This is a genomic window from Mitsuaria sp. WAJ17 (assembly GCF_014174515.1).
Lineage (GTDB): Bacteria > Pseudomonadota > Gammaproteobacteria > Burkholderiales > Burkholderiaceae_C > Roseateles_B.
The window spans coordinates 148,538-171,056 of record NZ_JACJUG010000009.1 but is presented as its reverse complement, the minus strand read 5'-3'; the positions used below and the strand labels follow the sequence as shown (position 1 = coordinate 171,056).

General features: G+C 67.1%; 21 protein-coding genes and 1 tRNA gene. 12 read left to right on the top strand and 10 right to left on the bottom strand.

Annotated features, from left to right (window positions below; translation table 11 throughout):
* Positions 1-35: 35 nt before the first annotated feature.
* The 3 genes from H5407_RS09760 to crcB are packed head-to-tail and all read left to right on the top strand — an operon-like array spanning position 36 to position 1,625.
* Positions 36-791 carry a Crp/Fnr family transcriptional regulator gene (locus tag H5407_RS09760; protein ID WP_183104257.1) on the top strand — a complete coding sequence of 252 codons (756 nt, stop codon included), beginning with the start codon at positions 36-38 and terminating at the stop codon, positions 789-791.
* Positions 748-1,248: a molybdenum cofactor biosynthesis protein MoaE gene (locus H5407_RS09755; RefSeq protein ID WP_183104256.1), complete on the top strand. Its 501-nt coding sequence runs from the start codon at positions 748-750 to the stop codon at positions 1,246-1,248. The genes H5407_RS09760 and H5407_RS09755 overlap by 44 nt, the downstream gene beginning before the upstream one ends.
* On the top strand, positions 1,245-1,625 hold the full coding sequence (gene crcB, locus H5407_RS09750; protein WP_183104255.1) for a fluoride efflux transporter CrcB: 381 nt from the start codon (positions 1,245-1,247) through the stop codon (positions 1,623-1,625). The genes H5407_RS09755 and crcB overlap by 4 nt, the downstream gene beginning before the upstream one ends.
* Before the next feature lie 6 nt (positions 1,626-1,631).
* On the opposite strand, the gene H5407_RS09745 is transcribed toward crcB, so the two are convergent.
* Entirely contained in the window at positions 1,632-2,165 is a 534-nt protein-coding gene (locus H5407_RS09745; RefSeq protein WP_183104254.1) for a DUF1993 domain-containing protein, read from the bottom strand.
* Between the two features lie 96 nt (positions 2,166-2,261).
* On the opposite strand from H5407_RS09745, the gene clpB reads away from it, so the two are divergent.
* Positions 2,262-4,865 (top strand): ATP-dependent chaperone ClpB, encoded by a 2,604-nt coding sequence (gene clpB / locus H5407_RS09740; protein WP_183104253.1) that lies wholly within the window; start codon positions 2,262-2,264, stop codon positions 4,863-4,865.
* Positions 4,866-4,944: 79 nt separating this feature from the next.
* On the opposite strand, the gene H5407_RS09735 is transcribed toward clpB, so the two are convergent.
* Both H5407_RS09735 and H5407_RS09730 read right to left on the bottom strand, forming a co-directional pair.
* Positions 4,945-6,066 (bottom strand): epimerase, encoded by a 1,122-nt coding sequence (locus H5407_RS09735; protein ID WP_183104252.1) that lies wholly within the window; start codon positions 6,064-6,066, stop codon positions 4,945-4,947.
* A gap of 36 nt (positions 6,067-6,102) precedes the next feature.
* A complete protein-coding gene (locus H5407_RS09730; RefSeq protein WP_183104251.1) occupies positions 6,103-7,425 on the bottom strand; it encodes an NTP/NDP exchange transporter in 1,323 nt (440 codons plus the stop codon).
* A gap of 198 nt (positions 7,426-7,623) precedes the next feature.
* On the opposite strand from H5407_RS09730, the gene ispD reads away from it, so the two are divergent.
* From ispD to ispF, 3 genes are read left to right on the top strand one after another with little or no spacing between them, the layout of a single operon-like run.
* Positions 7,624-8,340 (top strand): 2-C-methyl-D-erythritol 4-phosphate cytidylyltransferase, encoded by a 717-nt coding sequence (ispD, locus tag H5407_RS09725; protein WP_183104250.1) that lies wholly within the window; start codon positions 7,624-7,626, stop codon positions 8,338-8,340.
* Entirely contained in the window at positions 8,337-8,711 is a 375-nt protein-coding gene (locus H5407_RS09720) for a hypothetical protein (protein WP_183104249.1), read from the top strand. The genes ispD and H5407_RS09720 overlap by 4 nt, the downstream gene beginning before the upstream one ends.
* Positions 8,712-8,721: 10 nt before the next feature.
* On the top strand, positions 8,722-9,213 hold the full coding sequence (gene ispF, locus H5407_RS09715; protein WP_183104248.1) for a 2-C-methyl-D-erythritol 2,4-cyclodiphosphate synthase: 492 nt from the start codon (positions 8,722-8,724) through the stop codon (positions 9,211-9,213).
* A 12-nt stretch (positions 9,214-9,225) separates the two neighbouring features.
* Here the strand turns inward: ispF and H5407_RS09710 are convergent, their stop codons facing one another.
* Complete coding sequence (locus H5407_RS09710) at positions 9,226-10,554, bottom strand: ATP-binding protein (RefSeq protein ID WP_183104247.1); 1,329 nt, start codon at positions 10,552-10,554, stop codon at positions 9,226-9,228.
* A 74-nt stretch (positions 10,555-10,628) separates the two neighbouring features.
* Positions 10,629-11,357, bottom strand: coding sequence for a two-component system response regulator OmpR (gene ompR, locus H5407_RS09705; RefSeq protein WP_183104246.1), 729 nt, complete (start codon positions 11,355-11,357; stop codon positions 10,629-10,631).
* Between the two features lie 206 nt (positions 11,358-11,563).
* On the opposite strand from ompR, the gene H5407_RS09700 reads away from it, so the two are divergent.
* Positions 11,564-12,295 (top strand): SIMPL domain-containing protein, encoded by a 732-nt coding sequence (locus tag H5407_RS09700; RefSeq protein WP_183104245.1) that lies wholly within the window; start codon positions 11,564-11,566, stop codon positions 12,293-12,295.
* A gap of 5 nt (positions 12,296-12,300) precedes the next feature.
* Here H5407_RS09700 and H5407_RS09695 read toward each other — a convergent pair whose 3' ends face one another.
* The gene (locus tag H5407_RS09695) at positions 12,301-13,071 is read right to left on the bottom strand and encodes a 3-hydroxybutyrate dehydrogenase (RefSeq protein WP_183104244.1); all 771 of its coding nucleotides are present in this window, start codon (positions 13,069-13,071) and stop codon (positions 12,301-12,303) included.
* Between the two features lie 132 nt (positions 13,072-13,203).
* On the opposite strand from H5407_RS09695, the gene H5407_RS09690 reads away from it, so the two are divergent.
* The 4 genes from H5407_RS09690 (at position 13,204) to H5407_RS09675 (ending at position 18,375) form a co-directional block, all read left to right on the top strand.
* Entirely contained in the window at positions 13,204-14,070 is an 867-nt protein-coding gene (locus tag H5407_RS09690) for an alpha/beta fold hydrolase (RefSeq protein ID WP_183104243.1), read from the top strand.
* Positions 14,067-16,337 carry a bifunctional (p)ppGpp synthetase/guanosine-3',5'-bis(diphosphate) 3'-pyrophosphohydrolase gene (locus tag H5407_RS09685; protein ID WP_183104242.1) on the top strand — a complete coding sequence of 757 codons (2,271 nt, stop codon included), beginning with the start codon at positions 14,067-14,069 and terminating at the stop codon, positions 16,335-16,337. The genes H5407_RS09690 and H5407_RS09685 overlap by 4 nt, the downstream gene beginning before the upstream one ends.
* Before the next feature lie 120 nt (positions 16,338-16,457).
* Positions 16,458-16,534, top strand: a tRNA-Val gene (locus tag H5407_RS09680).
* 329 nt (positions 16,535-16,863) lie between these two features.
* Complete coding sequence (locus tag H5407_RS09675; RefSeq protein WP_183104241.1) at positions 16,864-18,375, top strand: diguanylate cyclase; 1,512 nt, start codon at positions 16,864-16,866, stop codon at positions 18,373-18,375.
* A 450-nt stretch (positions 18,376-18,825) separates the two neighbouring features.
* On the opposite strand, the gene udk is transcribed toward H5407_RS09675, so the two are convergent.
* The 4 genes from udk to H5407_RS09655 all read right to left on the bottom strand — a co-directional run bounded on the left by udk (position 18,826) and on the right by H5407_RS09655 (position 22,343).
* Complete coding sequence (gene udk / locus H5407_RS09670) at positions 18,826-19,467, bottom strand: uridine kinase (RefSeq protein WP_183104240.1); 642 nt, start codon at positions 19,465-19,467, stop codon at positions 18,826-18,828.
* A 374-nt stretch (positions 19,468-19,841) separates the two neighbouring features.
* On the bottom strand, positions 19,842-20,441 hold the full coding sequence (locus H5407_RS09665; protein ID WP_183104239.1) for a hypothetical protein: 600 nt from the start codon (positions 20,439-20,441) through the stop codon (positions 19,842-19,844).
* Position 20,442: 1 nt separating this feature from the next.
* Complete coding sequence (locus H5407_RS09660; protein ID WP_183104238.1) at positions 20,443-21,615, bottom strand: M48 family metallopeptidase; 1,173 nt, start codon at positions 21,613-21,615, stop codon at positions 20,443-20,445.
* Complete coding sequence (locus H5407_RS09655) at positions 21,612-22,343, bottom strand: hypothetical protein (protein WP_183104237.1); 732 nt, start codon at positions 22,341-22,343, stop codon at positions 21,612-21,614. Before H5407_RS09655 ends, H5407_RS09660 begins: the two co-directional genes overlap by 4 nt.
* Positions 22,344-22,519: the final 176 nt, after the last annotated feature.

Genomic DNA, 22,519 nt, shown 5'->3' with positions numbered 1-22,519 from the left:
GTCAAAGTTTCGACAGTTGAGCCCCTCCCAAACCCATGGTCCCCGATGACGCCGACCGCCGGGCCTTGGCCCGCAGCCGCTGGTTCGCCAGCTGCGAGGCCGAACTGCAGGCTGCCCTGTGCGCGCTGGGGCACAGCCTGAGCCTGGTGGATGGCGAACTGCTGTTCCACCAGGGCCAGCTCTCGGCCGGCCTGTGCTGCGTGCTCTCCGGGGCCCTGGAGGTGGGGCGGCTGCAGCCCGACGGCACGCAGAGCCTGCTGGCATGGCTGGAGGGCGGGCACTGGTTCGGCGAGATCTCCCTGCTGGACGGCCAGCCCCGCACGCACGATGTGCGCAGCGACGGCCCCAGCCGGCTGTGGCTGGTGCCCGAGGCGGCCCTGGTGGGCTGGCTGGAGCAGCATCCGCGGCACTGGCGCAGCATCGCCCGCCTGGCCTGCGCCAAGCTGCGCCAGAGTTTCGAGGTGCTGGAGGACATCGCCCGACTGCCCCTGGAGGCTCGCTTGGCCAAGCGCCTTCTGCAGGTGGCTCAAGGCTATGGAGAGCAAGACCTGACCCCAGCCGAGGGGACCTCGCCCCGCCGCCTGCGCCTGCCCCAGGAGCAACTGGCGCTGATGATGGGCGTGAGCCGTCAGACGGTGAACAAGGCGCTGAAGTCCCTGGAGGCGCAGGGTGCCATCGCCCTGCGCTACGGCGGCATCGAGCTGCTGGAGCCTCAGGCCCTGGCGGCGCTGGGGCAGAATCCGGGGCATGAGCAAGCCAGCACGCGTCCGCATCCAGACCGGGGACTTTGACCTCAGCGCCGAGTGCGCCGCCCTGCGCGCCGACGACGGCGGTGTGGGCGCCGTGGTCAGCTTTGTGGGCACGGTGCGTGGCGGTGCCGGCCAGCCGGGCACTGACGCCATCTCGCTGATGGAACTGGAGCACTACCCCGGCATGACCGAGGCCGCCATCGAGGCCATGATCGACGAGGCCCAGCGCCGCTTCGACATCCGCGCCGCCCGCGTCATCCACCGCGTGGGCCCGCTGGCGCCGCTGGCGCAGATCGTGGGCGTGTTCGTCAGCGCCCGCCACCGCGGCCAGGCTTTCCAGGCCTGCGAGTTCCTGATGGACTATCTCAAGACCCAGGCCCCGTTCTGGAAGAAGGAGCATGGGCCGGACGGCGCCCGCTGGGTCGATGCCCGCGAGGTGGACGATGCCGCGCTGGCGCGATGGGGCATTGCCTCGGACAACGCGGCATCCGGTGCATGAACCTGCCCTTGCAGATCGCCGCAGTGGCCGTTGGCGCCAGCGCGGGCGCCCTGGCGCGCTGGGGCGCGGGCCTGTGGCTCAACGCCCGCTGGACGGGTTTTCCGCTGGGCACGCTGCTGGTCAACGTGCTGGGCGGCTTCCTGATCGGCGTGGCCCTGGAGTGGTTCGGCCGCATGCCCAGTGAGATGGCCCGGCTGCTGCTGGTCACCGGCTTTCTGGGCGGCTTGACGACCTTCTCCAGCTTCTCTGGCGAGTCCCTGAGCCTTCTGCAGCGCGGGGACTTCGGTCTGGCCCTGGTGCATACCCTGGTCCATGTGCTGGGCTCCCTGGCCGCTGCGGCCGCCGGGCTGGCCCTGATGCGTGCAGCTCTCGGCTGAGCGCGATCAGTAGCGGTGAAAGCCGTCGTACTGCGCCTTGCCCAGCGGCAGACCCTGCTGGCGCAGCAGCAGGTAGACGGCGGTCAGATGGAAGCAGAAATTGGGCAGGGCGAACTGATGGATCCAGGCTCGCAGCGGCATCTGCAGCCAGGCCTGGCCGGCGTCGCTCTCCACCCTGCGGTCGGCGGGCTCGAAGTCACCGGCGCTCCAGGCCTGAACCTGGTCCAGCAGGGCCTGCAGCTGGTGCTGCATGCCGGCCAGATCCTGAGGCCAGTCCGGGTAGCGCGGCTCGCCGCCGCGCAGCGCCGCCTCCATGCGCGGCACGAAGTTGCCGCAGATCCAGACCTGGCTGCGCAGGGGCTGCATGTCGGGCGCAATGCGCGAGCCCAGCAGACGGTTTTCGTCAAGGCCCTTGCTTCGGCAGTGCGATTGAGCCAGGTCAAGAAGTCCATCCAGCTGGCGGAGATAGCGTAGAAGGGTGGGCACCGTGCTGAGCTGAAGCTCCGACGAGGGGCTGATGGAAGCGGCGGTCTGTGACATGGTCGGCATTCTGGCCCGGCGCGCAGACGCTCTCCCGGCAGGCTCTTGAAAAGCGGCGCACTGCGCCCACTTGCACGACAACGGAGGATTTCATCCATGCGAGTCGACAAGTTCACCACGCGCTTCCAGGAAGCACTGGCCGAGGCCCAGAGCGGCGCCGTCACGCGCGACAACCCCTACATCGAACCCGCCCACCTGCTGCAGGCCATGCTGGCCCAGGAGGATGGCCCCCGCGCCCTGCTGGAGCGCGCCGGCGTGCGCCTGCCGGCGCTGAAGACGGCGCTGGACAGCATCGTCAACGGCTTGCCGCAGGTGCAGGGCGAGGGCCAGCAGGTCCAGCCCAGCCGCGACCTCGTCAGCCTCCTTCAGGCGGCCGAGAAGGAAGCCGCCAAGCGCGGCGACCACTTCATCGCCAGCGAGATGTTCCTGCTGGCCCTGGCCGATGCCAAGAGCGACCTGGCCGGCATCGTGCGCGGCCACGGCCTCACACGAAAGGGCCTGGAGACCGCCATTGAGGCGGTGCGCGGCGGCCAGAAGGTGGACTCGCAGGAGTCCGAGGGCAACCGCGAGTCGCTCAAGAAGTACACCCTGGACCTCACCGAACGTGCTCGCCAGGGCAAGCTGGACCCGGTGATCGGCCGCGATGACGAAATCCGCCGCGCCATCCAGGTGCTGCAGCGCCGCTCCAAGAACAACCCGGTGCTGATCGGCGAGCCCGGCGTGGGCAAGACCGCCATCGTGGAAGGCCTGGCGCAGCGCATCGTCAACGGCGAGGTGCCGGAGTCGCTGAAGGACAAGCGCGTACTGGTGCTGGACATGGCAGGGCTGCTGGCCGGCGCCAAGTACCGCGGCGAGTTCGAGGAGCGCCTGAAGTCCGTGCTGAAGGAGGTGGCCGCCGACGAGGGCCGCATCATTCTCTTCATCGACGAGATCCACACCATGGTCGGCGCCGGCAAGGCCGAGGGCGCCATCGACGCCGGCAACATGCTCAAGCCGGCCCTGGCCCGCGGCGAGCTGCACTGCATCGGCGCGACCACGCTGGACGAATACCGCAAGTACGTTGAGAAGGACGCTGCACTGGAGCGCCGCTTCCAGAAGGTGCTGGTGGACGAGCCGACGGTGGAGGCCACCATTGCCATCCTGCGCGGCCTGCAGGAGAAGTACGAGGTGCATCACGGCGTGGAGATCACCGACCCCGCCATCGTGGCCGCTGCCGAGCTCTCGCACCGCTACATCACCGACCGCTTCCTGCCCGACAAGGCCATTGACCTGATCGACGAGGCCGCAGCCAAGATCAAGATCGAGATCGACTCCAAGCCCGAGGCCATGGACCGCCTGGATCGCCGCCTGATCCAGCTGAAGATCGAGCGCGAGGCCGTGCGCAAGGAAAAGGACGAGGCCTCGCAGAAGCGCTTCGAGCTGATCGAGGAAGAGATCGAGAAGCTGCAGCGCGAATACGCCGACCTGGAGGAAATCTGGAAGTCCGAGAAGGCCACGGCCCAGGGCTCGGCCCAGGTCAAGGAAGAGATCGACCGCATCAAGTTCCAGGTCGAGGAGCTCAAGCGCAAGGGCGACTTCAACAAGGTCGCCGAGTTGCAGTACGGCAAGCTGCCCGAACTGGAGAAGCGCCTCAAGGAAGCGCAGGCCAAGGAGAGCGACAAGGCCGGCCGGGCCAAGCAGGGCGCCGCGCCCCAGTTGCTGCGCACCATGGTGGGCGCCGAGGAGATCGCAGAGGTGGTGTCACGCGCCACAGGCATTCCCGTGTCCAAGCTGATGCAGGGCGAGCGCGACAAGCTGCTGCAGATGGAAGACAAGCTGCACCAGCGCGTGGTGGGCCAGGACGAGGCCATCACCGCAGTGGCCGATGCCATCCGCCGCTCGCGCGCCGGGCTGTCCGATCCGAACCGCCCACTGGGTTCCTTCCTGTTCCTGGGCCCCACGGGCGTGGGCAAGACCGAGCTGTGCAAGGCGCTGGCGGGCTTCCTCTTCGACAGCGAGGACCACATGGTGCGCATCGACATGAGCGAGTTCATGGAGAAGCACTCGGTCTCGCGCCTGATCGGTGCGCCCCCGGGCTATGTGGGCTATGACGAGGGCGGCTACCTGACCGAGGCCGTGCGCCGCAAGCCCTACAGCGTGCTGCTGCTGGACGAGGTCGAGAAGGCCCACCCCGACGTGTTCAATGTGCTGCTGCAGGTGCTGGACGACGGCCGCCTGACCGACGGCCAGGGCCGCACCGTGGACTTCAAGAACTGCGTCATCGTGATGACCTCCAACCTTGGCTCCCAGCACATCATGGCGCTGGCCGGCCAGGACCAGGACGTGATTCGCGATGCCGTCTGGGGCGAGGTCAAGCAGCACTTCCGCCCGGAGTTCCTGAACCGCATCGACGAGACGGTGATCTTCCACGCCCTGGACGCCAAGCACATCCAGTCCATCGCGAGGATACAGCTGCGACAGCTGGAGGAGCGCCTTGCAAAGCTGGAGATGAAGCTGGACGTCAGCGAGGACGCCCTGGCCGAGCTGGCCAAGGTGGGCTTCGACCCGGTCTTTGGTGCGCGCCCGCTCAAGCGTGCGATACAGCAGCGCATCGAGAACCCGCTGTCCAAGCTGATCCTGCAGGGCCGCTTCGGGCCCAAGGATGTGATCCCGGTGCAGGTGCAGGGCGGCGAGTTCAGCTTCGGCCGTGTGGTGCACTGAACGGCATCGCTCCGCAAGGCAAAGGGCGTGAACCCGCGAGGGTCACGCCCTTTTTCCATGGTGCCGCTCGGGCAGGGGATCAGCCCTTGGCCTGCTTCCAGCGCTGCAGCAGCGTGGCTTCCTGCTCGGCGCTGTAGGCCAGCTTCACGCGGCCCTTCTCCTCCTTGAGCTGGGTCTTGTACCAGGCCAGGGTGTCGGCCACGGTCTGCTCCACCGGGCGGAACTTCAGGCCGGCCTTGACGGCGCGGGCGGTGCGCCAGGTGTGGAAGCCCTTGGAGTCGCCGAGGTAGGGCGCCCAGATGGGCATCTCCAGGTCCTCCTGCTTGGCCATGAACTCGCCGGGCACCCAGGTCACGCTGCCCGGTGTGCCGGCAGACTTCTGGCAGGCTGCAATCACGCGGCCCCAGTTCATGGGCTCGGCCGGACCCACGGCATTGAAGTGGCCCATGGTGGCGTTCTCCACGAGGTGCACCAGCCAGGTGGCCAGGTCGCGCACGTCGATCAGCTGCAGCGGGTCGGTGGGGGCGCCGGGCACGGCGATCTCGCCGCCCTTGTCGAAGCGCACCGGCCAGTAGGTGAAGCGGCCGGTGGGATCGTCCGGGCCCACGATGTAGCCGGGGCGCACGATGGTGCTGCGGCCGGGCAGGGCCTTGGACACGGCGGCCTCGCAGGCGGCCTTGAGCCCGCCGTAGTTCTCGAAGTTCTTGCCCATGGTCTCGACCGTGGGGTCGGCCAGCACGGCCAAGGGCGAGTCCTCGTCACCGCCGACGGGCACGGGCTCCTTGTAGGCGCTGATGCTGGAGATGTAGATGTACTGCTTCACCCGCGGCGCCAGCAGCTGGGCCGAGGCGCCGACCATGCGGGGGTAGTAGCCGGAGTCGTCGATCACCGCATCCCACTCGCCTGTCTCCAGGGACTTCAGTCCCTCGCCCTTGAGCGGGTCGCGGTCGCCCTGGCGCTTCTCGACGTCGGGGAAGAGGCCGGGCCGGGTGCGACCGCGGTTGAACAGGGTCAAGACATGACCCCGGGCCTTGGCGACCTCGACGATGGCCGGACCCAGGAAGCCCGTGCCGCCGAGCACCAGGATGCGCTTGGGCGCCGTGCGCGCGGGCGTCTCGCCGGCGGCGTGGGAGGAGGGCAGCAGACTCAGGGCGCCGAGGCCGGCGGTCCATTGCATCAGGTGGCGGCGGGTGGGTGTCATGGGACGTCCTTTTCAGTAGAGGAGGAGGGGGAAGGCTCAGGAGCGCGCGGCCGTGGCGGCCGGCGCGGGGGTCTCGGGCGGCGGTGGGGTGGGGCGGTCCGGTGCGTGCTGGCGCACCAACTGGCCCAACGAGCGGCCCGTCCAGATCCACAGGCCGGCGCTGGCCAGGGCTGCCAGGCTCACGGGCACGGCCAGGGCACTCATCAGCGTAGGCGCCCACACGCCCAGCACATCGCCGACGCGGTAGACGAAGGTGTCGATGAAGGGCTTGGACTTGTAGCGCTCCTCCGGCCCCAGCGGGATGTACAGCAGCTCACGCGCCGGACGGTCCACTGCGTAGTGCAGGCCACGGCGCAGCACCTGCACCGCCGCCAGCACGGCGAAGCTGGGCCACAGGGCCAGGGCGCCGAAGCCGGCGAGGGTCAGCGTCGGCAGCACCAGCAGGACGCCGCTTACGCCGATCCAGCGCAGCAGGCGGCCGGTGAGGAAGAGCTGCGTCAGCAGGGTCAGGGCATTGACCCACAGGTCCAACCGGGCGAAGGCGGCCGTGCGCTCAGCGCTGCTGGCAAAGCTGCTGGCCACGATCTCGCCCTGCGTGAGGTAGAGGAAGGTGGAGGTCAGCGCATACAGCAGCATGTAGACGCACAGCGCCTGCAGATAGCGCGAGCCCGCGATGGCGCGCCAGCCCTCCAGGGCCGAGGGGCCGGGCTCGCGCTCCGGTTGGGCCTGCTCCGAGACGCCGAAGTGCCGCCCCAGCGCGCCCATGCAGACCACAGCGATTTCCAGCGCCAGGACGGACAGCCCCATCAGCGCCGCCGGCCCCAACTGCAGGCCCCAGCTGCCGCGGCTCAGCGCGTCGGTCAGCGCGGCACCGCCCATGGCGCCCAGCGTGCCGCCCATGGAGATCAGGCCAAAGAGGCGCCGGCCCTGCTCCTCGCGGAACACATCGCTCATGAGGCTCCAGAACACCGAGACGACGAAGAGGTTGAAGACGCTCAACCACACATAGAAGGCGTAACCCAGCCACACGGTGCCGGGCCAGACTGCCATCAGGCCCACGAAGACCAGCAGATTGGCCGCGAAGAAATGCGAGACCGCCGGGATGAAGCGCCGGCGCGGCCAGCGCGAGACCAGCTTGGCGTACAGCGGGTTGGCCACCAGCATCACCAGCAGGGTCACGCTCATGAGCCAAGGCAGCTTGTCGGCGCCCTTGGCGATGCCCATGGCCTCGCGCACCGGGCGCAGCAGGTAGTAGCTCAGCAGCAGGAAGAAGAAGTAGGCGGCGGCCCACAGCAGGGCGCGTCCTTCGCCGGGGCGGACCAGCACCAGACGCTGCAGAAGGGATCGTGAGGGATTCATGCGGGAGACCTTGAAGGCAGGGCGGCTGAGCTGTGGTGCCAGGCCCTGTCCGGCATTGAAGGCTGCGGGCGGGGCCTTTTCCTGAAGTCATGTCGGCTTTGTGATGCCATTTGTTCTCAGTGTTTTCACGGTGGTCGGTGGCGAGCCCATGGCGGCGGTGGCGGCGGGAGGTGGGTGGAGCTTTCTACAATCCGCCCCATGACTTCCTATTCCGTGGGCGTGCAGCCCCGTTGCTTCGCCCTGGTGCCCGCGGCCGGCGTAGGCAGCCGCTCCGGTGCCTCGCAACCCAAGCAGTACGTGCCCCTGGCGGGCCGCGCCCTGATCGCCCACACCCTGGCCGCGCTGCAGTCCGTGCCGGGTCTGGACGCGGTCCTGGTGGTGCTGTCCCCCGAGGACGATCAGTTTGAGCAGGCCGTGCCCGCCTTCTCCGGCGAGCGTGCATGGGTGGCCCGTTGCGGCGGGGCCAGCCGTGCCGAGAGCGTTGCCAACGGCCTGCTGGAACTGCAGGCCCGCGGCGCGCAGTCCCACGATTGGGTGCTGGTGCACGATGCCGCGCGCTGCCTGCTGCAGCCTCAATGGGTGCAGGCGCTGATGGCTACCTGTGCGGACGACGAGGTTGGCGGCCTGCTCGCCCTGCCGGTGGCCGACACACTCAAGGACGAGGTTGAAGGCCGCGTTCAGGCCACCGTGGACCGCCGCGGCAAATGGGCCGCGCAGACCCCGCAGATGTTCCGCCTGGGCCTGCTGCAGCCGGCGCTGCGCCTGGTGGGCGACGCGGCCACCGACGAGGCCAGCGCCGTCGAGGCCCTGGGCCATCGACCGCGCCTGGTGGCCTGCGGCATGGAGAACTTCAAGGTGACCTACCCGGCGGACTTCGAGCTGGCCGAGCGCCTGCTGAGGAGCCGGGCAGGATGAGTATTCGCACGGGCTGTCGCGCTGTGCTGCGCCTGGCGACAGGTCTCAGCACCCCCGCCTTTGCGCACGGCAGCGGTCTCTTGCTGGTTCTGGTGGGCGGGCCGCTCTTGCTGGCTTGCTGTGCGCTGATGTTGATCCGCGCCGTCTTCTTCACGCCTCCACGCTGGCGAGGGAGGGGCATCGGGATGACCTTGCTGGCGGCGCCGCTGGGGCTGCTGGGGGCTCCCGGCCCCTTGGGTGTTCCTGTCCTTGAGCGGCTGCTCAGGGACTTCGAGGTCGCCTGGTCGCTGCTCGTGCCCTTGGTACTGGCAGTGCTGGGCTGGATCATGCAAAACCGAATCCGCCGGGGACTCCTTCCGGCCCGAAAGTGAGTCTCTGATCATGAACGCACTGGACCTCCGCATCGGCGAAGGCTGGGACACCCACCAGCTCGTCACCGGCCGCCCGCTGATCCTCGGCGGCGTCACCCTCCCGCACACCCACGGCCTGCTGGGCCATTCCGATGCCGACGCGCTGGCGCACGCCATCACCGACGCCCTGCTGGGCGCCGCGGCCCTGGGTGACATCGGCAAGCTCTTCCCGGACACGGCGGCCGAGTTCAAGAACGCCGATTCCATGGTGCTGCTGGCCGAAGCCCACCGCAGGGTGCGCGAGGCGGGCTGGGCCCTCGTCAACATCGACAGCACCATCGTCGCCCAGGCGCCCAAGATGGCGCCGCACATCCTGCCCATGCGCGAGCGCCTGGCTCAGGTGCTGGGCCTGCCGGTCGATCGCATCAATGTGAAGGCCAAGACGGCCGAGAAGATGGGCCCCGTGGGCGAGGGCCGGGCCATCGAGACGCGGGCGGTGTGCCTGCTGATGCGCGCGGGCTGAAGCCTTGGCGGCTCACTGCGCCCGGCGCAGGCGGATCTGGGTGACCAGGCCGCCGTCGTCCGCATTGCGCATGGAGAGCTTGCCGCCCTGGCGCTGCACGGACTTCTCCACGATGGCCAGGCCCAGGCCGGCACCGGTGGCCGCCGTGCGGGCAGCGTCGCCGCGGAAGAAGGGTGTGGTGAGCTTGTCCAGCTTGTCCTGGGGCACGCCGGGACCGTGGTCGCGCAGGGTGAGCAGCACCTCGGCGCCCTGCACCTTGGCCGTCACCAGCATCAGGGTGGGCAGGTCCGGCAGGTGGCCGTAGCGGCGCGCATTCTCCATGATGTTCAGGAAGATGCGGCCCAGTTCGACCTCGTCGGCCCAGACCTTGATGTCCGCCGGCACATTGTTCTGGATGCGGATCTGGGACGGGTCGCGGAAGCCCTGGGCCTCGCGCTCGGCCACGTCGCGCAGCTTGATGGGGTGCAGGGCCAGCTCGCTGGGGCGGGCATAGTCCATGAATTTGTTGATGATGGCGTCGAGCTGGTCGATGTCCTGGGCCATGTAGAGCCGGGCCTGCTCGTCGGTCACGCTCATCTCTGCCTCCAGGCGCAGGCGGGCCAGCGGGGTGCGCAGGTCATGGGAGATGCCGGCCAGCATCACGCTGCGGTCTTCCTCCATCTTGGCCAGATCGCGGGCCATGCGATTGAAGCCCATGTTGACCTCGCGGATCTCGCTGGTGAGCGTGCTTTCGTCCAGGCGCGAGTCGTACTCGCCCTCCCGGATGCGGCCGGCGGCGGTGGCCAGCTCGCGCAGGGGGTGGTTGATCAGGCGGGCGATCAGGGCCGAACCCAGGATGGTCACCAGCAGCGCGATCAGCAGCCACCACCAGTTGGCGGTGAGCCGCGCGGACATGGGTTCGGGATTGGTGCGCAGCCAGTAGTGCTCGGTGTCGATGCTGAAGCGAACCCATAGGCCCGCCTCGCCATTGAGGCTGCCAGCCACGACGGTGTCGCCACCCAGACGCTGCTGCAGGGCCTGGACCAACTGGCGGGTGAAGCTGCTGCTGCCGTAGTCCACCCATTGGTCGGTGGGCTCGGCGATCTCGACCTGGATGTCGCGGCTGTGGGTCAGCGACTTGATCATGGCCACGCGGTTGACGCCGTCGGTGGTGGCCATGGCGGCGCGGCACAGATTGACCAGCCCCGCCAGTTGGTGGGCGGACTCCAGCGCGCGGGGCTCGGCGTCAAGGGCCCGGAAAGTCAGCTGCCAGGCGAACACCGCGCCGGCCAGCAAGGCGGCCAGCAGGGCGAAGGTGCGCCAGAACAGGTTGAAGGCGAGGATCTTGGGCGGTTGCGGCATGGGCGCTCAGCCTGCCCGGCGGGCAGCGTCGTGCGAGCACAGACCTCTGGGGGCCTGCATCGACAGGGGAGGGATCAGCTGTTCTCGTCAGGCACGAAGACGTAGCCCACGCCCCAGACGGTCTGGATGTAGCGGGGCTGGGCCGGGTCGGACTCCAGCAGCTTGCGCAGGCGCGAGATCTGCACGTCCAGGCTGCGGTCGAAGGGCTCGAATTCGCGGCCGCGGGCCAGTTGGGCGAGCTTGTCTCGCGAGAGCGGCTGGCGCGGGTGGCGCACCAGGGCCTTGAGCATGGAGAACTCGCCGGTGGTGAGCGGCAGGGGCTCGCCGTTCTTGGACAGGCGGCGCAGGGCCAGGTCGAACTCGAAGGGGCCGAAGCTCACGGTCATCGGCTCCTTGGAGGGAGCTCCGGGCGCCTCCATGGCCGGGCGGCGGCGCAGCACGGCATTGATGCGAGCCAGCAGCTCGCGGGGGTTGAAGGGCTTGGCCAGGTAGTCGTCGGCGCCCACTTCCAGGCCCACGATGCGATCGACTTCCTCGACCTTGGCCGTCAGCATGATGATAGGCGTGCTGTCATTGGCGGCACGCAGGCGGCGGCAGATCGACAGGCCGTCCTCGCCCGGCATCATCAGGTCCAGCACGATGAGGTCCACGGTCTCGCGGGTCAGCTGCTTGTTGAGGGCCTTGCTGTCTTCGGCCAGCAGCACCTCGAAGCCCTCCTGCGTCAGGTAGCGGCGCAGCAGGTCGCGGATGCGGGCATCGTCATCGACGACGAGGATGCGGTTGGCGCGGGTACTGCTGCTCATGGACGGCTCCGAGGAAATATGTAACAGCGCCATTGTGGGCCTGTTCGCCGCATGAATCGCAACCGAATCAACAGTCGTTACGGTTTGGTAACAACTCAGGCCGGGCCTTGCCAACGCGGGGCTGGCGCCTTTCGTTGTGGGCGGGGTGCGCGGTGTCCTGCTATGGTCAGGCCTGCCCCTTTTCCAAGGAATCCAAGGAGGAATGCATGAATAGACGACTGCACCGTGCCGCCTGGGCCGGTCTCATTCTGGGTTCGTCGGCGCTGCCCGCGCTGGCCCAGCAGGCTGCCAGCCCGCTGCCCCGGGACCGGCTGAATCTCTCGGCCACGGCCAGCGTGGAGGTGGCGCGCGACACGCTGGGCGTGGTCTTCTCCACCACCAAGGACGGCAACAATGCCGCCGCGGTCCAACTGGCCCTGAAGCAGGCGCTGGATGCCGCGCTGGCCGAGGCGAAGAAGATCGCCAAGCCCGGGCAGGTCGAGGTGCAGACGGGCAATTTCTCCATGTACCCTCGCTACGGCAGCAAGAACGGCCAGACCTATATCAACGGCTGGCAGGGCTCGGCCGAGCTGATGGTGGAGGGGAAGAACATCGGCGCCATCTCCGAGCTCACCGGCCGCATCGGCACCATGAGCATTGCGCGCGTGGGCTACAGCCTGTCCAAAGAGGCGCGCGAGCAGCAGGAAAGCACGGTCGTGGCCCAGGCCATTGCCCAGTTCAAGGCGCGGGCCGCGGAGTACGCGAAGCAGTTCGGCTTCAGCGCCTATGACATCGGCGAGGTCAGCGTGAACACGCAGGACGCCGCCCCCATGCCCATGGCCGCGCCCTCGTTGCGCATGAAGGCCGCCGGCGCCGTGATGGACGAGGCCCTGCCCGTGGAGGCAGGCAAGGCGACGGTGAGCGTCAGCGTGAACGGCTCCGTCGTGATGAAGCGCTGAGCGCCTTACTGGGCGGTCCAGCCGCCGTCCAGGCTCCAGGCTTGGCCGCGCACGTTCGCGGCGGCCTCGGAGCACAGGAAGACCGTCAATGCGCCCAACTGCTCGGGCGTGGTGAACTGCAGCGAGGGCTGCTTTTCGGCCAGCAGGCGGCGCTTGGCTTCCTCGTTATCGACGCCGTCGGCCGCGGCGCGCGCATCGACCTGCTTCTGGACCAGGGGCGTCAGCACCCAGCCCGGGCAGATGGCGTTGACCGTCACGGGGCTGGTCGCGGTCTCCAGGGCCACCGACTTGGTGAAGCCCACCAGGCCATGCTTGGCCGCCACATAGGCTGACTTCTGCGCCGAGGCCACCAGACCGTGTACCGAGGCCACATTGATGATGCGGCCCCAGCCCTTCTTCTGCATGGTCGGCAGGGCCAGGCGCGTGGTGTGGAAGGCTGAGCTGAGGTTGATGGCGATGATGGCGTCCCAGCGCTCGGGCGGGAAGTCCTGCACCGGCGCTACGTGCTGGATGCCGGCGTTGTTGACAAGAATGTCCACGCCGCCGAACTCGCGCTCGGCATAGGCCATCAGCTCGGCGATGTCGGCGGCCCGGCTCATGTCGGCGCCGTGGTAGCCCACCTTCACGCCCAGCGCGGCGACTTCCGCCCTGGGGCCCTCGGCATCACCGAAACCGTTGAGCACGATGTTCACGCCCTCGCGCGCCAGGCTCAGGGCGATGCCCAGCCCGATGCCGCTGGTGGAACCGGTGACCAGGGCGGTCTTGCCTTTCAACATGTGAATTCCTTTCGTGGGTCTGCGGTGACTTCAGGGTGCGGGCTTGCATGCCAGGGCAGAATGCCGTCAAGGCCCTTGCGGGCTTTCGGAATCCCGGGAACGGCCCGGCGCCTTCGCGTGAGGATACAAACAATGTCTGAACCGCTGCTGAATACCCTGCGCTGCATCAGCGCCACCGGCCTGCATCGCATGGCCTACTGGGAGTGGGGTGCCCGGGACAACCCCCGAGTGCTGGTCTGCGTGCACGGCCTGGCCCGCCAGGGCCGGGACTTCGACCGCCTGGCGCGCCACCTCAGCCGGGACTACCGCGTGATCTGCCCCGATGTCGTCGGCCGCGGGCGCAGCGACTGGCTCAAGAACCCCGCTGCTTACCAGGTCCCGACCTACGTGGCCGACATGGTCACCCTCATCGCCCGGCTCGACGTGGAGCAGGTGGACTGGGTGGGCACGTCCATGGGCGGCCTGGTCGGCCTGGCCCTGGCCTCGCTGCCGGATACGCCCATCCGCCGCCTGGTGCTCAATGACGTGGGCCCCAGCATCGAGCCCGCGGCCCTGCAGCGCATCGGCAGCTATCTGGGGCAGCCCCTGCGTTTCCAGACGGTGGAGGAGGGCGCGGCCTATCTGCGCACCATCTCAGCCGGCTTCGGCCCCATCAATGACGAGGACTGGCTGGCCCTGTCCCGGCCCATGTTCCGCCCGGAGGGAGACCAGCTCAAGCTGCACTATGACCCCGCCATTGCACAGGCTGTGGCCGCCGTCACGCCTGAGATCGCCAAGATGGCCGAACAGATGCTCTGGGCCGGCTACGACAGCCTGCGCATGCCCACGCTGCTGCTGCGCGGGGCTGACTCGGACCTGCTCTCGCGCGCCACCGCCGAGGCCATGACCCGGCGCGGCCCCCGCGCCGAGCTGGTGGAGATTGCGGGGGCAGGTCATGCCCCCATGTTCAGCGACGAGGCGCAGATCGCCGTCGTCGAGGAGTTCCTGAAGCGCGCATGAAGACCGGAGTTGCTGTTCACCCCGCCGAGCACGCGGCGCCCATCGTGGCGTTGGCCGATGCCGACCTGCCTGCTGCCCTGCCCGGCGCCGACCCGCAGGCTGAAGGCGCGCCGCTGCTGCCCGTGGCCCGGGCGCGCGCCTTTGCTGAGCCCTTGCTGCGCGGCCAACCCCTGGACACCGGCGAAGACGCCTTGGCCCATGCCGATGGCGTGGCGGCCCTGCTCGCCGGCGTCGGTGCGGCGCCCGCCATGCAGGCCGCGGCCTACCTTGTGTACGCGGGCGACTTCCTCAACAAGCCCGAGGAGATCGTCACCAAGGCGTTCGGCGAGAGCTACGCCAGCCTGGTGACGCACACCCGCAAGCTGGTGCAGATCCAGCGGGCGGCGCGCGAGGCTCTGGTCGAGGAGGAGCAGCGCCAGCAGCAGACCGAGCGCGTGCGCAAGATGCTGCTGGCTTTCTCGCGCGATCTTCGCGTGGTGCTGCTGCGCCTGGCCTCGCGCCTGCAGACCCTGCGCTACTACGCCGCCAGCAAGCGGCCTTGCCCGCAGGCGCTGGCGACGGAGTCGCTGCAGGTCTTCGCGCCCCTGGCCAACCGCCTGGGCATCTGGCAGGTCAAGTGGGAGCTGGAGGACCTGTCCTTCCGCTTCCTCGAGCCCGAGACCTACAAGGCCATCGCCAAGAGCCTGGACGAGAAGCGTCTGGAGCGCGAGGTCAACGTTGAGTTCGCCCGCGTGGCGCTGGTGCAGGAGCTGCGGCAGCTTGGCATCGAGGCCGAGGTGCAGGGCCGGCCCAAGCACCTCTACAGCATCTGGAAAAAGATGCAGGGCAAGAGCCTGAGCCTGGAGCGTGTCTTCGACCTGCGCGCCCTGCGCGTGATCGTCAAGGACGTGTCCGACTGCTACGCCGTGCTGAGCCATCTGCACGAGAAGTACCAGCCCGTGGCCGGCGAGTTCGACGACTACATCGCCAAGCCCAAGCCCAATGGCTACCAGTCCCTGCACACGGTGGTGCGCGGTGCGGACGACAAGGCCATGGAGGTGCAGATCCGCACTCGCGCCATGCACGAGCATGCCGAGCATGGCGTGGCGGCGCACTGGGCCTACAAGGAGGCGGGGACCAAGGGCTATGCCGGTGTGGCAGCGGCAGGCGACTTCGAGGAGCAGGTCGCGCAGGCCCGCAAGGCCGTGTTGCGCCAGCTGCTGGCCTGGGAGCGCGACTACGTCAGCAACGAGGCCCAGGGTGTCTTCGACGACCGAATCTACGTCTTCACGCCGCAGTCCGCCGTGGTGGAGCTGACGGCCGGCTCGACGCCCGTGGACTTCGCCTACGCCGTGCACACGGACCTCGGTCATCGCTGCCGCGGTGCCAAGGTCGATGGTCAGATGGTGCCGCTGAACACGCCCCTGCAAAGCGGGCAGACCATCGACATCAGCGCCCTCAAGGAAGGCGGCGGGCCCTCGCTGGACTGGCTCAATCCCGAACTGGGTTATCTGCAGAGCCAGCGCAGCCGCGCCAAGGTTCGGGCCTGGTTCAATGCCCAGGCCCAGGCGCAGACCGTGGCCAAGGGCCGCGAGCTCGTCGAGAAGCTGCTGCAGCGCGAGGGCCGCACCGCCGTCAAGCTGGAGGACCTGGCTTCGCGCCTGGGCTTCAAGAATGCCGATGCCCTGTTCGAGGTCGTCGGCAAGGACGAATACTCGCTGCGCAACATCGAGCTGCTGCTGCGCCCGCAGGAACCGCAGCCCGAGACTGACGAGCAGCTCGTCCTGCGTCGCACCAAGGCCGGCAGCAAGGGTGCGGGGCAGGGGGGCGTGCTGGTGGTGGGCGTGGACTCCCTGCTGACCAACCTGGCGCGTTGTTGCCGCCCGGCCCCGCCGGACGAGATTGGCGGCTACGTGACCCGCGGCAAGGGCGTGGCCATCCACCGCTGCGACTGCAGCAACTTCCGCGAGATGGCCCAGCGCGCCCCCGAGCGCGTGATCGCCGTGACCTGGGGCGAGCAGTCCGGCAAGGGCGGGCAGGGCCTGGCCTATCCGGTGGACGTCATCATCGACGCCATGGAGCGCCAGCATCTGCTGCGCGACGTGCTGGAAGTCTTCGCCAAGGAGAAGCTCAACGTCACCGCGATGAACCTGCAGCCCAGCAAGCAGAGCAAGGGTTCCAACAGCTGGATCAGCCTAACGGTGGAAGTGGGCGACTCCAGCCGCTTGTCCAAGGTGCTGCAGGCGGTGACTCAGGTCAACGGCGTGCGCAGCGCGCGGCGGCGCTGAGTGCGAGGATGCGCCGGCCTCTTGGCGGGCTATCAGGCGGTCGTCCCTGGGGCATGCATGAAGAAAACTTCGAGAATCTAGACAACTCCCGAAAATCCATGCTATAGTGCGAAGCTCTTCAGGCGCGTAGCTCAGTTGGTTAGAGCACCACCTTGACATGGTGGGGGTCGTTGGTTCGAATCCAATCGCGCCTACCAAATTCGGTAGGTTGATCACATCAATCTCATTGGTAGGACCCGCTTCGGCGGGGAACCCAAAAAGCCCGGTAGATTTCGGATCTGTCGGGCTTTTTGCTTTGCGCCGAGCCGCGGTTGGGTTCGCTCGTTAGCGAGTCTCGAACCTGCGTCGGTGCCATTGTTGTGTCATTTCCCGTAAATCGGGCATGCTTGCCGGAGAGGTCGTCGTCAAAACCTCCATGCGCCGGAGCCGCTGGCATGATCAGGAACCGAGCGGATGTTTCCAGCGTGCCGGCCTGCGCTGAACCCCGACAATTAACGCAACACTCTTGAGTCCTCCTCTAACGAGCATGGAGCATGCGCCCGACACGCCCGCCATGGAATTGGCTGAGCAGCGGCTCAGGAATACTGTCGATCGTTTCATGCATAGGTTCCTTGCTGCTTGGCTGCTGGCGACAGGCGGGGTCTGTATTCTCGAAATGTTTTTCACAGGGTCTGTTCAGCCTCCGGCGCTCAGCGGGTTTGGCGTTGGACTGGTCGCCCGCGTTATTTTGTTGATAGGGCGACCGCAATTCGCCCGCATATTCTTCATTTCGGCGTCGTGCATTGCTGTCGCAGTGTTGCCGGCATTCATCAGTGGCGTGCGCAGTCCCTTCCTGGCTGTGATCCCGGTAATGGTGCTGGCAGCAGGTTGGCTTCTGGGGCAGCGCCTGATGCTGTTTGTGACCGGCGGGCTCGTGCTCGTTGTTCTTGGCTACTTCACTGCTGAGGCGATGGGATGGAGCACGGTGGCCCTGCCTCAGCGACCGCCACAGTACTTCGCCCTGGCTTGGCTGGGCGTTGCTGTGCTCGCGGCCATTTGCACATCGGCCATACTCGCCAACACGAACCTGGCCATCGAAAGTGAGCTGAACTTTTCGCTGAACCTGCGCCGATCAGAACGGCAATTAAGAGCTGTATTGGCGACGCTCCAGGACGGCGTCATCTTGGTCAGCGATGCGGCAGTCGTGGAGTTCGTGAATCAGCGCTTGTGCGAGCAGTTCTCACTCACAGAGGCACCCGAAGCGTTGGTGGGGCTGAGTGCGAAGGAAATGATCACCAAGATTCAAAGTATGTACTTTGATCCGGAAGCAGCGATTGCACGGATTGTTGAGTTGGCGTCGATTGGTAAGCCTTGCCTCGGGGAAGAGATCAAACTCCGCAATGGGCGCACCCTGCTGCGCGACTACATGCCGTTTGACTATGGCGACGGACGGTTGGGCCGGGTTTGGCAGCACCGCGACGTGACGGCCCTGCGCGACGCACAGACGCAGTTGGAGCAAGCTAACCGCAACTTGGCCATTCAGTCCACCACAGACGCACTAACGGGACTTGCAAACAGGCGCCAATTCGACGACGTATTGGGCTTGGAGTGGGCTCGATGTCAGCGTCATGGGCGTCCTCTCACATTGATCCTTCTCGATGTCGATTGGTTCAAGAGGTATAACGACTGCTACGGTCACCAGCCGGGCGACGATTGTCTGCGTGCAGTTGCAACGGCAATCAAATCAAGTGTGTGCCGCGCTTCGGACCTGGCTGCGCGCTATGGCGGAGAAGAGTTTGCCATCATTGCGCCCGAGGCCGTTTTGTCAGAAGGTGTTGCGCTGGCTGAAAAGGTCCGCGCATCGGTGCGAGACCTTGCCATGCCGCACAATGGGTCAAGCATGGGTGTGGTTACGATCAGCCTGGGGGTGGCAACATTCGTTCCTCATGATCGCTTGGAGATCTCTAGCCTTATTAGGGCCGCAGATCTAGCCCTCTATTCTGCCAAAGAAGCGGGGCGAGACAGAGTCCATGGTGGCGAAACTGGCGCCCCGGAATAGTTGCAGTGCAGGACAGGTAATCACAGCTCAATCGGTGGCCTGGTAATTTGTTGTATGAATCAACGGGTGCCAATCACCACAATCGGCGGCAGATTCATCGGGTGAACGAAACGGGCTGGATTGGTGACCTGCCCCCTCCCGCCGTACCACCAGGGCGGAAGTCCGGGTTGAAGGTTACTTGATCTCTTCGTCCATCAACGTACTCATGGTGTCTTCCTCTCGACGGTAACACCTGAGCAGGTTTTTACTGGGTCAATACAGGAATGGGGAATGGTGCACCGCACCGTTCACCTTGCGTTCCCCCGACGCTGGGCGGCGCAAGGCTGGACGCACTGGAGACGGTATCTCGAGTGGGCAATTCATGTGGGCACTGCAAATGGCAGGGCCCGCCGCCGGCAAGGGAGCCATGTCGGCGTCCTCCCGGACGCCCAAGCAACGAGGGTCTGGGGCTCAGCCGCGCTCGTCGGGGTGCAGCAGGCTCCTCACCTTGGTGGTGATGATGTCCACCGCCGGACCGTTGGCGCCGTGCGGCAAGATCACGTCAGCGTTGCGCTTGGTCGGTTCAATGAACTGCTTGTGCATGGGGCGCACGGTTTCCAGGTACTGGTTCACCACGGACTCCGTGCTGCGGCCCCGCTCGGAAATATCGCGCTGCAGCCGGCGAATGAAGCGCACGTCCGAGGCGGTGTCCACGTAGATCTTCAGCGACATCATGTTGCGCAGCTTGGTGTCGTACAAGGCGAACAGGCCCTCGACCACGATCACCGGTGCGGGCTTCACGGTGATGGTTTCGCTGGAGCGGTTGTCGGCCGAGAAGTCATACACCGGCATCTCGATCGCCTCGCCCTTGCGCAGCGCGGCCAGGTGCTGCGCCATCAGCGGCCAGTCAAAGGCGTCGGGATGGTCGTAGTTCTGCTTGCGACGGTCCTCTGGGGGCATGTGGGACTGGTCGCGGTAGTAGTCGTCCTGCATCACCACCGCCACCTTGTCCGGCCCGATGGCGGCCAGCACCTGGCGCGTCACCGTCGATTTGCCGCTGCCGCTGCCCCCTGCGACACCGATGACGAAGGGCTTGTGAGGTGTTTTGGGCATGAGGTGGTGATGCGTGTGTGGGCGATGCCTGGAACTGTACTAGCTGGCATGCGGGTGTTGAGCGGCCTCGGGGTCCACGTGAGGTGGCGCAGTCCACCGGTCAGTCGATGCGCCTCCTGTCAATGGCTGCCGCAGGTGTGTTTGCAGCGGCTGGCTTCAGGGAGCGTGGCGCTTGAATGCGCTTGCCCTGTGCGGCCTTGCCGAGGGGCGTGGAAGGACGGGGCGGCTGGTGCCAGGACTCAGGCACGGACCCGGCCACCTGTGGCGTGGCCTGGCTGGGTCATGAAAAGCCCGACGTGTGCATGCGCCGTCGGGCATTCTGGCGCGGTGCGGCAGCAGAGCCAGCGGCGGCACAAGCCTGTGCCGGACCGCGTTCAGCCCTTCACGCGTGCGCTGCGGGCGATGGCCTCTGCCTGCGGCAGGTAGGCGCCAAAGAAGCGCAGGCGCGGTGCGGCGTAGTTGACCAGGAACAGGTCCCCGTTCTTGATGGCGCCCCAACCCACACCTTGCAGGCGCACGTCATCGATCTTGCGGGTCAGGGTGTACTCGAAGCGGAACCCCTTGGTCCCGACGAATTCAGCGGGTGCGATCTTCTCAAGGGTGAAGGCGGAGCCGTCGCGGGTCATGAGGCTCTGGAACAGGGCCGCGACCTGCTCAGGCTGCATGCTGGACTTGAAGACCAGCGGCGCAGCGTCCTTCTGGCCGCTCAGTTGCGGCGCCAGCAAGGCGCCATCGCGGATGCCGACATAGAACTGCAGGGCGTCGATGGTGATGCCCTCCTTGGTCCAGGTCGGGGTGTTGTCGCCCATGCCTGAGCCGAACTGGTTCCAGGGGCTGTCGATGGTGACGGCCAGGCGCTCCTTGATGGTGACGTCGCCCACCTCGACTTTCTGCACGGCAGCGCATCCGGCCAGAGCCAGCGCAGTGCACAGCAGCCATGCGCGTCGCGCGAGGCCTTGTTGTGGCTTGTTCATGTCAGTTCCCTCCTTCTTGGATGTAGGTCTTGATCAGCGCGGCGTCCGGGGCATCGGGGGCGCGCTGGAGATAGGTTGCAAAGGCCGTGCCCGCCCTGTTGCTGTCCTGCTGCTGCAGCAGATAGCCGAGGCTGCGATGCACCTGCGCCGGCTCGCTGCCCAGCTGGATGGCCATCTGCAGGTCCTGCAGGGCCAGCTCCCTGTCCTGCTCGGCGGCCCGCAGGCGCCGGGCCTCGGCGCGGAAAAAGTACAGGTCCGCGGACCGGGGATGGCGGTTCAGCAGCTTGTCCAGCAGGACCAGGGACATGCCGTACTGCCCGCGCTTCAGCTCATCTTCCATGAGGGAGAAGCGATGAGGCGCCAGGCGTTGTTCAAAGGCTTCCTGGCCCACGAGGCCGCCGCCGCAAGCCGCTGCGAGCTGCCTCAGCTTCTCGCTGCGCTCCGCGGAGGGTGGGTGGCTGGCGAACAGGCTGCGTTCCGAACTGGCGCCGCCCTGCCCAGCGGCCATTTCCAGGCCGACGTAGTCCCAGATCTTCCAGGCCTCGCGCAGGTCGTAGCCGGCTTCATGCATCAGCTGCAGGCCGATGATGTCTGCTTCGCGTTCGTGATCGCGGCTGAAGGACTGGACGCTGGCGGCCAGGGCCAGCTGCCCAAGCGCGCCTGCCAGGCCGAAGAGGCCGATGAAGGCACTCGCCGCCGCCTTGTCCTTGAGATCGCGCACCCGTTGCAGCGTGTGGCGCTGCAGGTAGTGGCCGATCTCATGGCCCAGCACGGCCGCGAGCTGGGCTTCGTTGTCCACGCGCAGCAGCAGGCCGCTCCAGATCTGCAGCATGCCGTTGGGGGCCATGCTGGCATTGAAGAAGGGCGTGCGGACGGGGTACACGCGCAGGTCGGGCGCATGGCTGCCTGCCAGCCTGTTGGCCACGCTGCGCAGGTAGGCCAGCAGTTCAGGGTCCTTCATCAGGAAGGGGCTGCGTCGCACCTTGGTTTCTTCGCGGTCCATCAAGGCCCAAAGCCCCCCTTCGTCCGAGCTCAGGTCGGGTCTGGGGAAACGTTCGGGCCTGGACCACTCCGCCAACGGCGCGGGGCCGAGCTCGCTCGAGGCGTGCGCCCAGGCCGGCATTGACGCGCACAGCCCGCAGGCGGCACGCAGCCAGGCTCGTCGCTGCATCATGGTGCGGTGCTGGGGAATCCGGTCAGCAGTTGGGAGATGGTCTCGGAGGCCGACTGCGGCTCGCGCAGGTCACCCGAGCCTCGTGCCAGCGTGTTGAACCACAGCACCGTGCCGGTCTGCAGATCAACCAGGGAGGCATGGCCGATTTGAATGCCACCGCTGATGCCGACGCCCAGCAGCGCCAGGCCCACCATGGCTGCCTTGCGCGCAGCGCTGGCATAGCTGTCGCGGACCCAGATGAACAGGCCGTAGCGGGCGCCCGTCTTGGCCTGCAGCGCCTGCATGGAGTCGCCGAAGGTCCAGTCCAGCTTGCCTTCCTTGCTCGGGAGCGCCCAGGCGCCGCCCGTGGCATGGTGCAGGTTGATCGAGCGAGCAACTGCTGCCTGCAGGCCGATGAGCTCTGCGAATTCGTCGGCATCAGCCTCTGCCATGGACTGGGTCTTCAAGCCCAGCCGGCTGGTGGTGCCCGACAGTGCGGCTTTCATGTGCTCGTGTGCCGAGGCCGTCCAGTCGGCCTTGGGCTCGGCCACGCCGCCGGCTGACAGCTCGAACAGCTCGACGTCGATGGGCATGAGCACCACCGAGCTGTCCTTCTTCAGATTCACGAAGCCGGGGGCCAGAAACTTGGAGTCCGCCGCCTGGGCGGACGGCGCCAAGGCCGCGAGTGCAGCAAAGGCGATAACGGCGCTGGACGTGGCCGCACGCAGGCGGCGCCAATGGAATTGCATGGATACTCCCTCTTCAAAATCGGCCCCGGCGCTTCTTCTGGGGGGGGCTCAGAGCCGTTGTTGTTGATCTGTCGGCTGAAATTGGCGGCGAGTCTTAGCAAACGGTGGGGCCGGGGCAGCGTCGAGACAGACCCTGAGACGGTGCGCTTGCGTCGGCAGAGCAGGGCGCCGTCCTG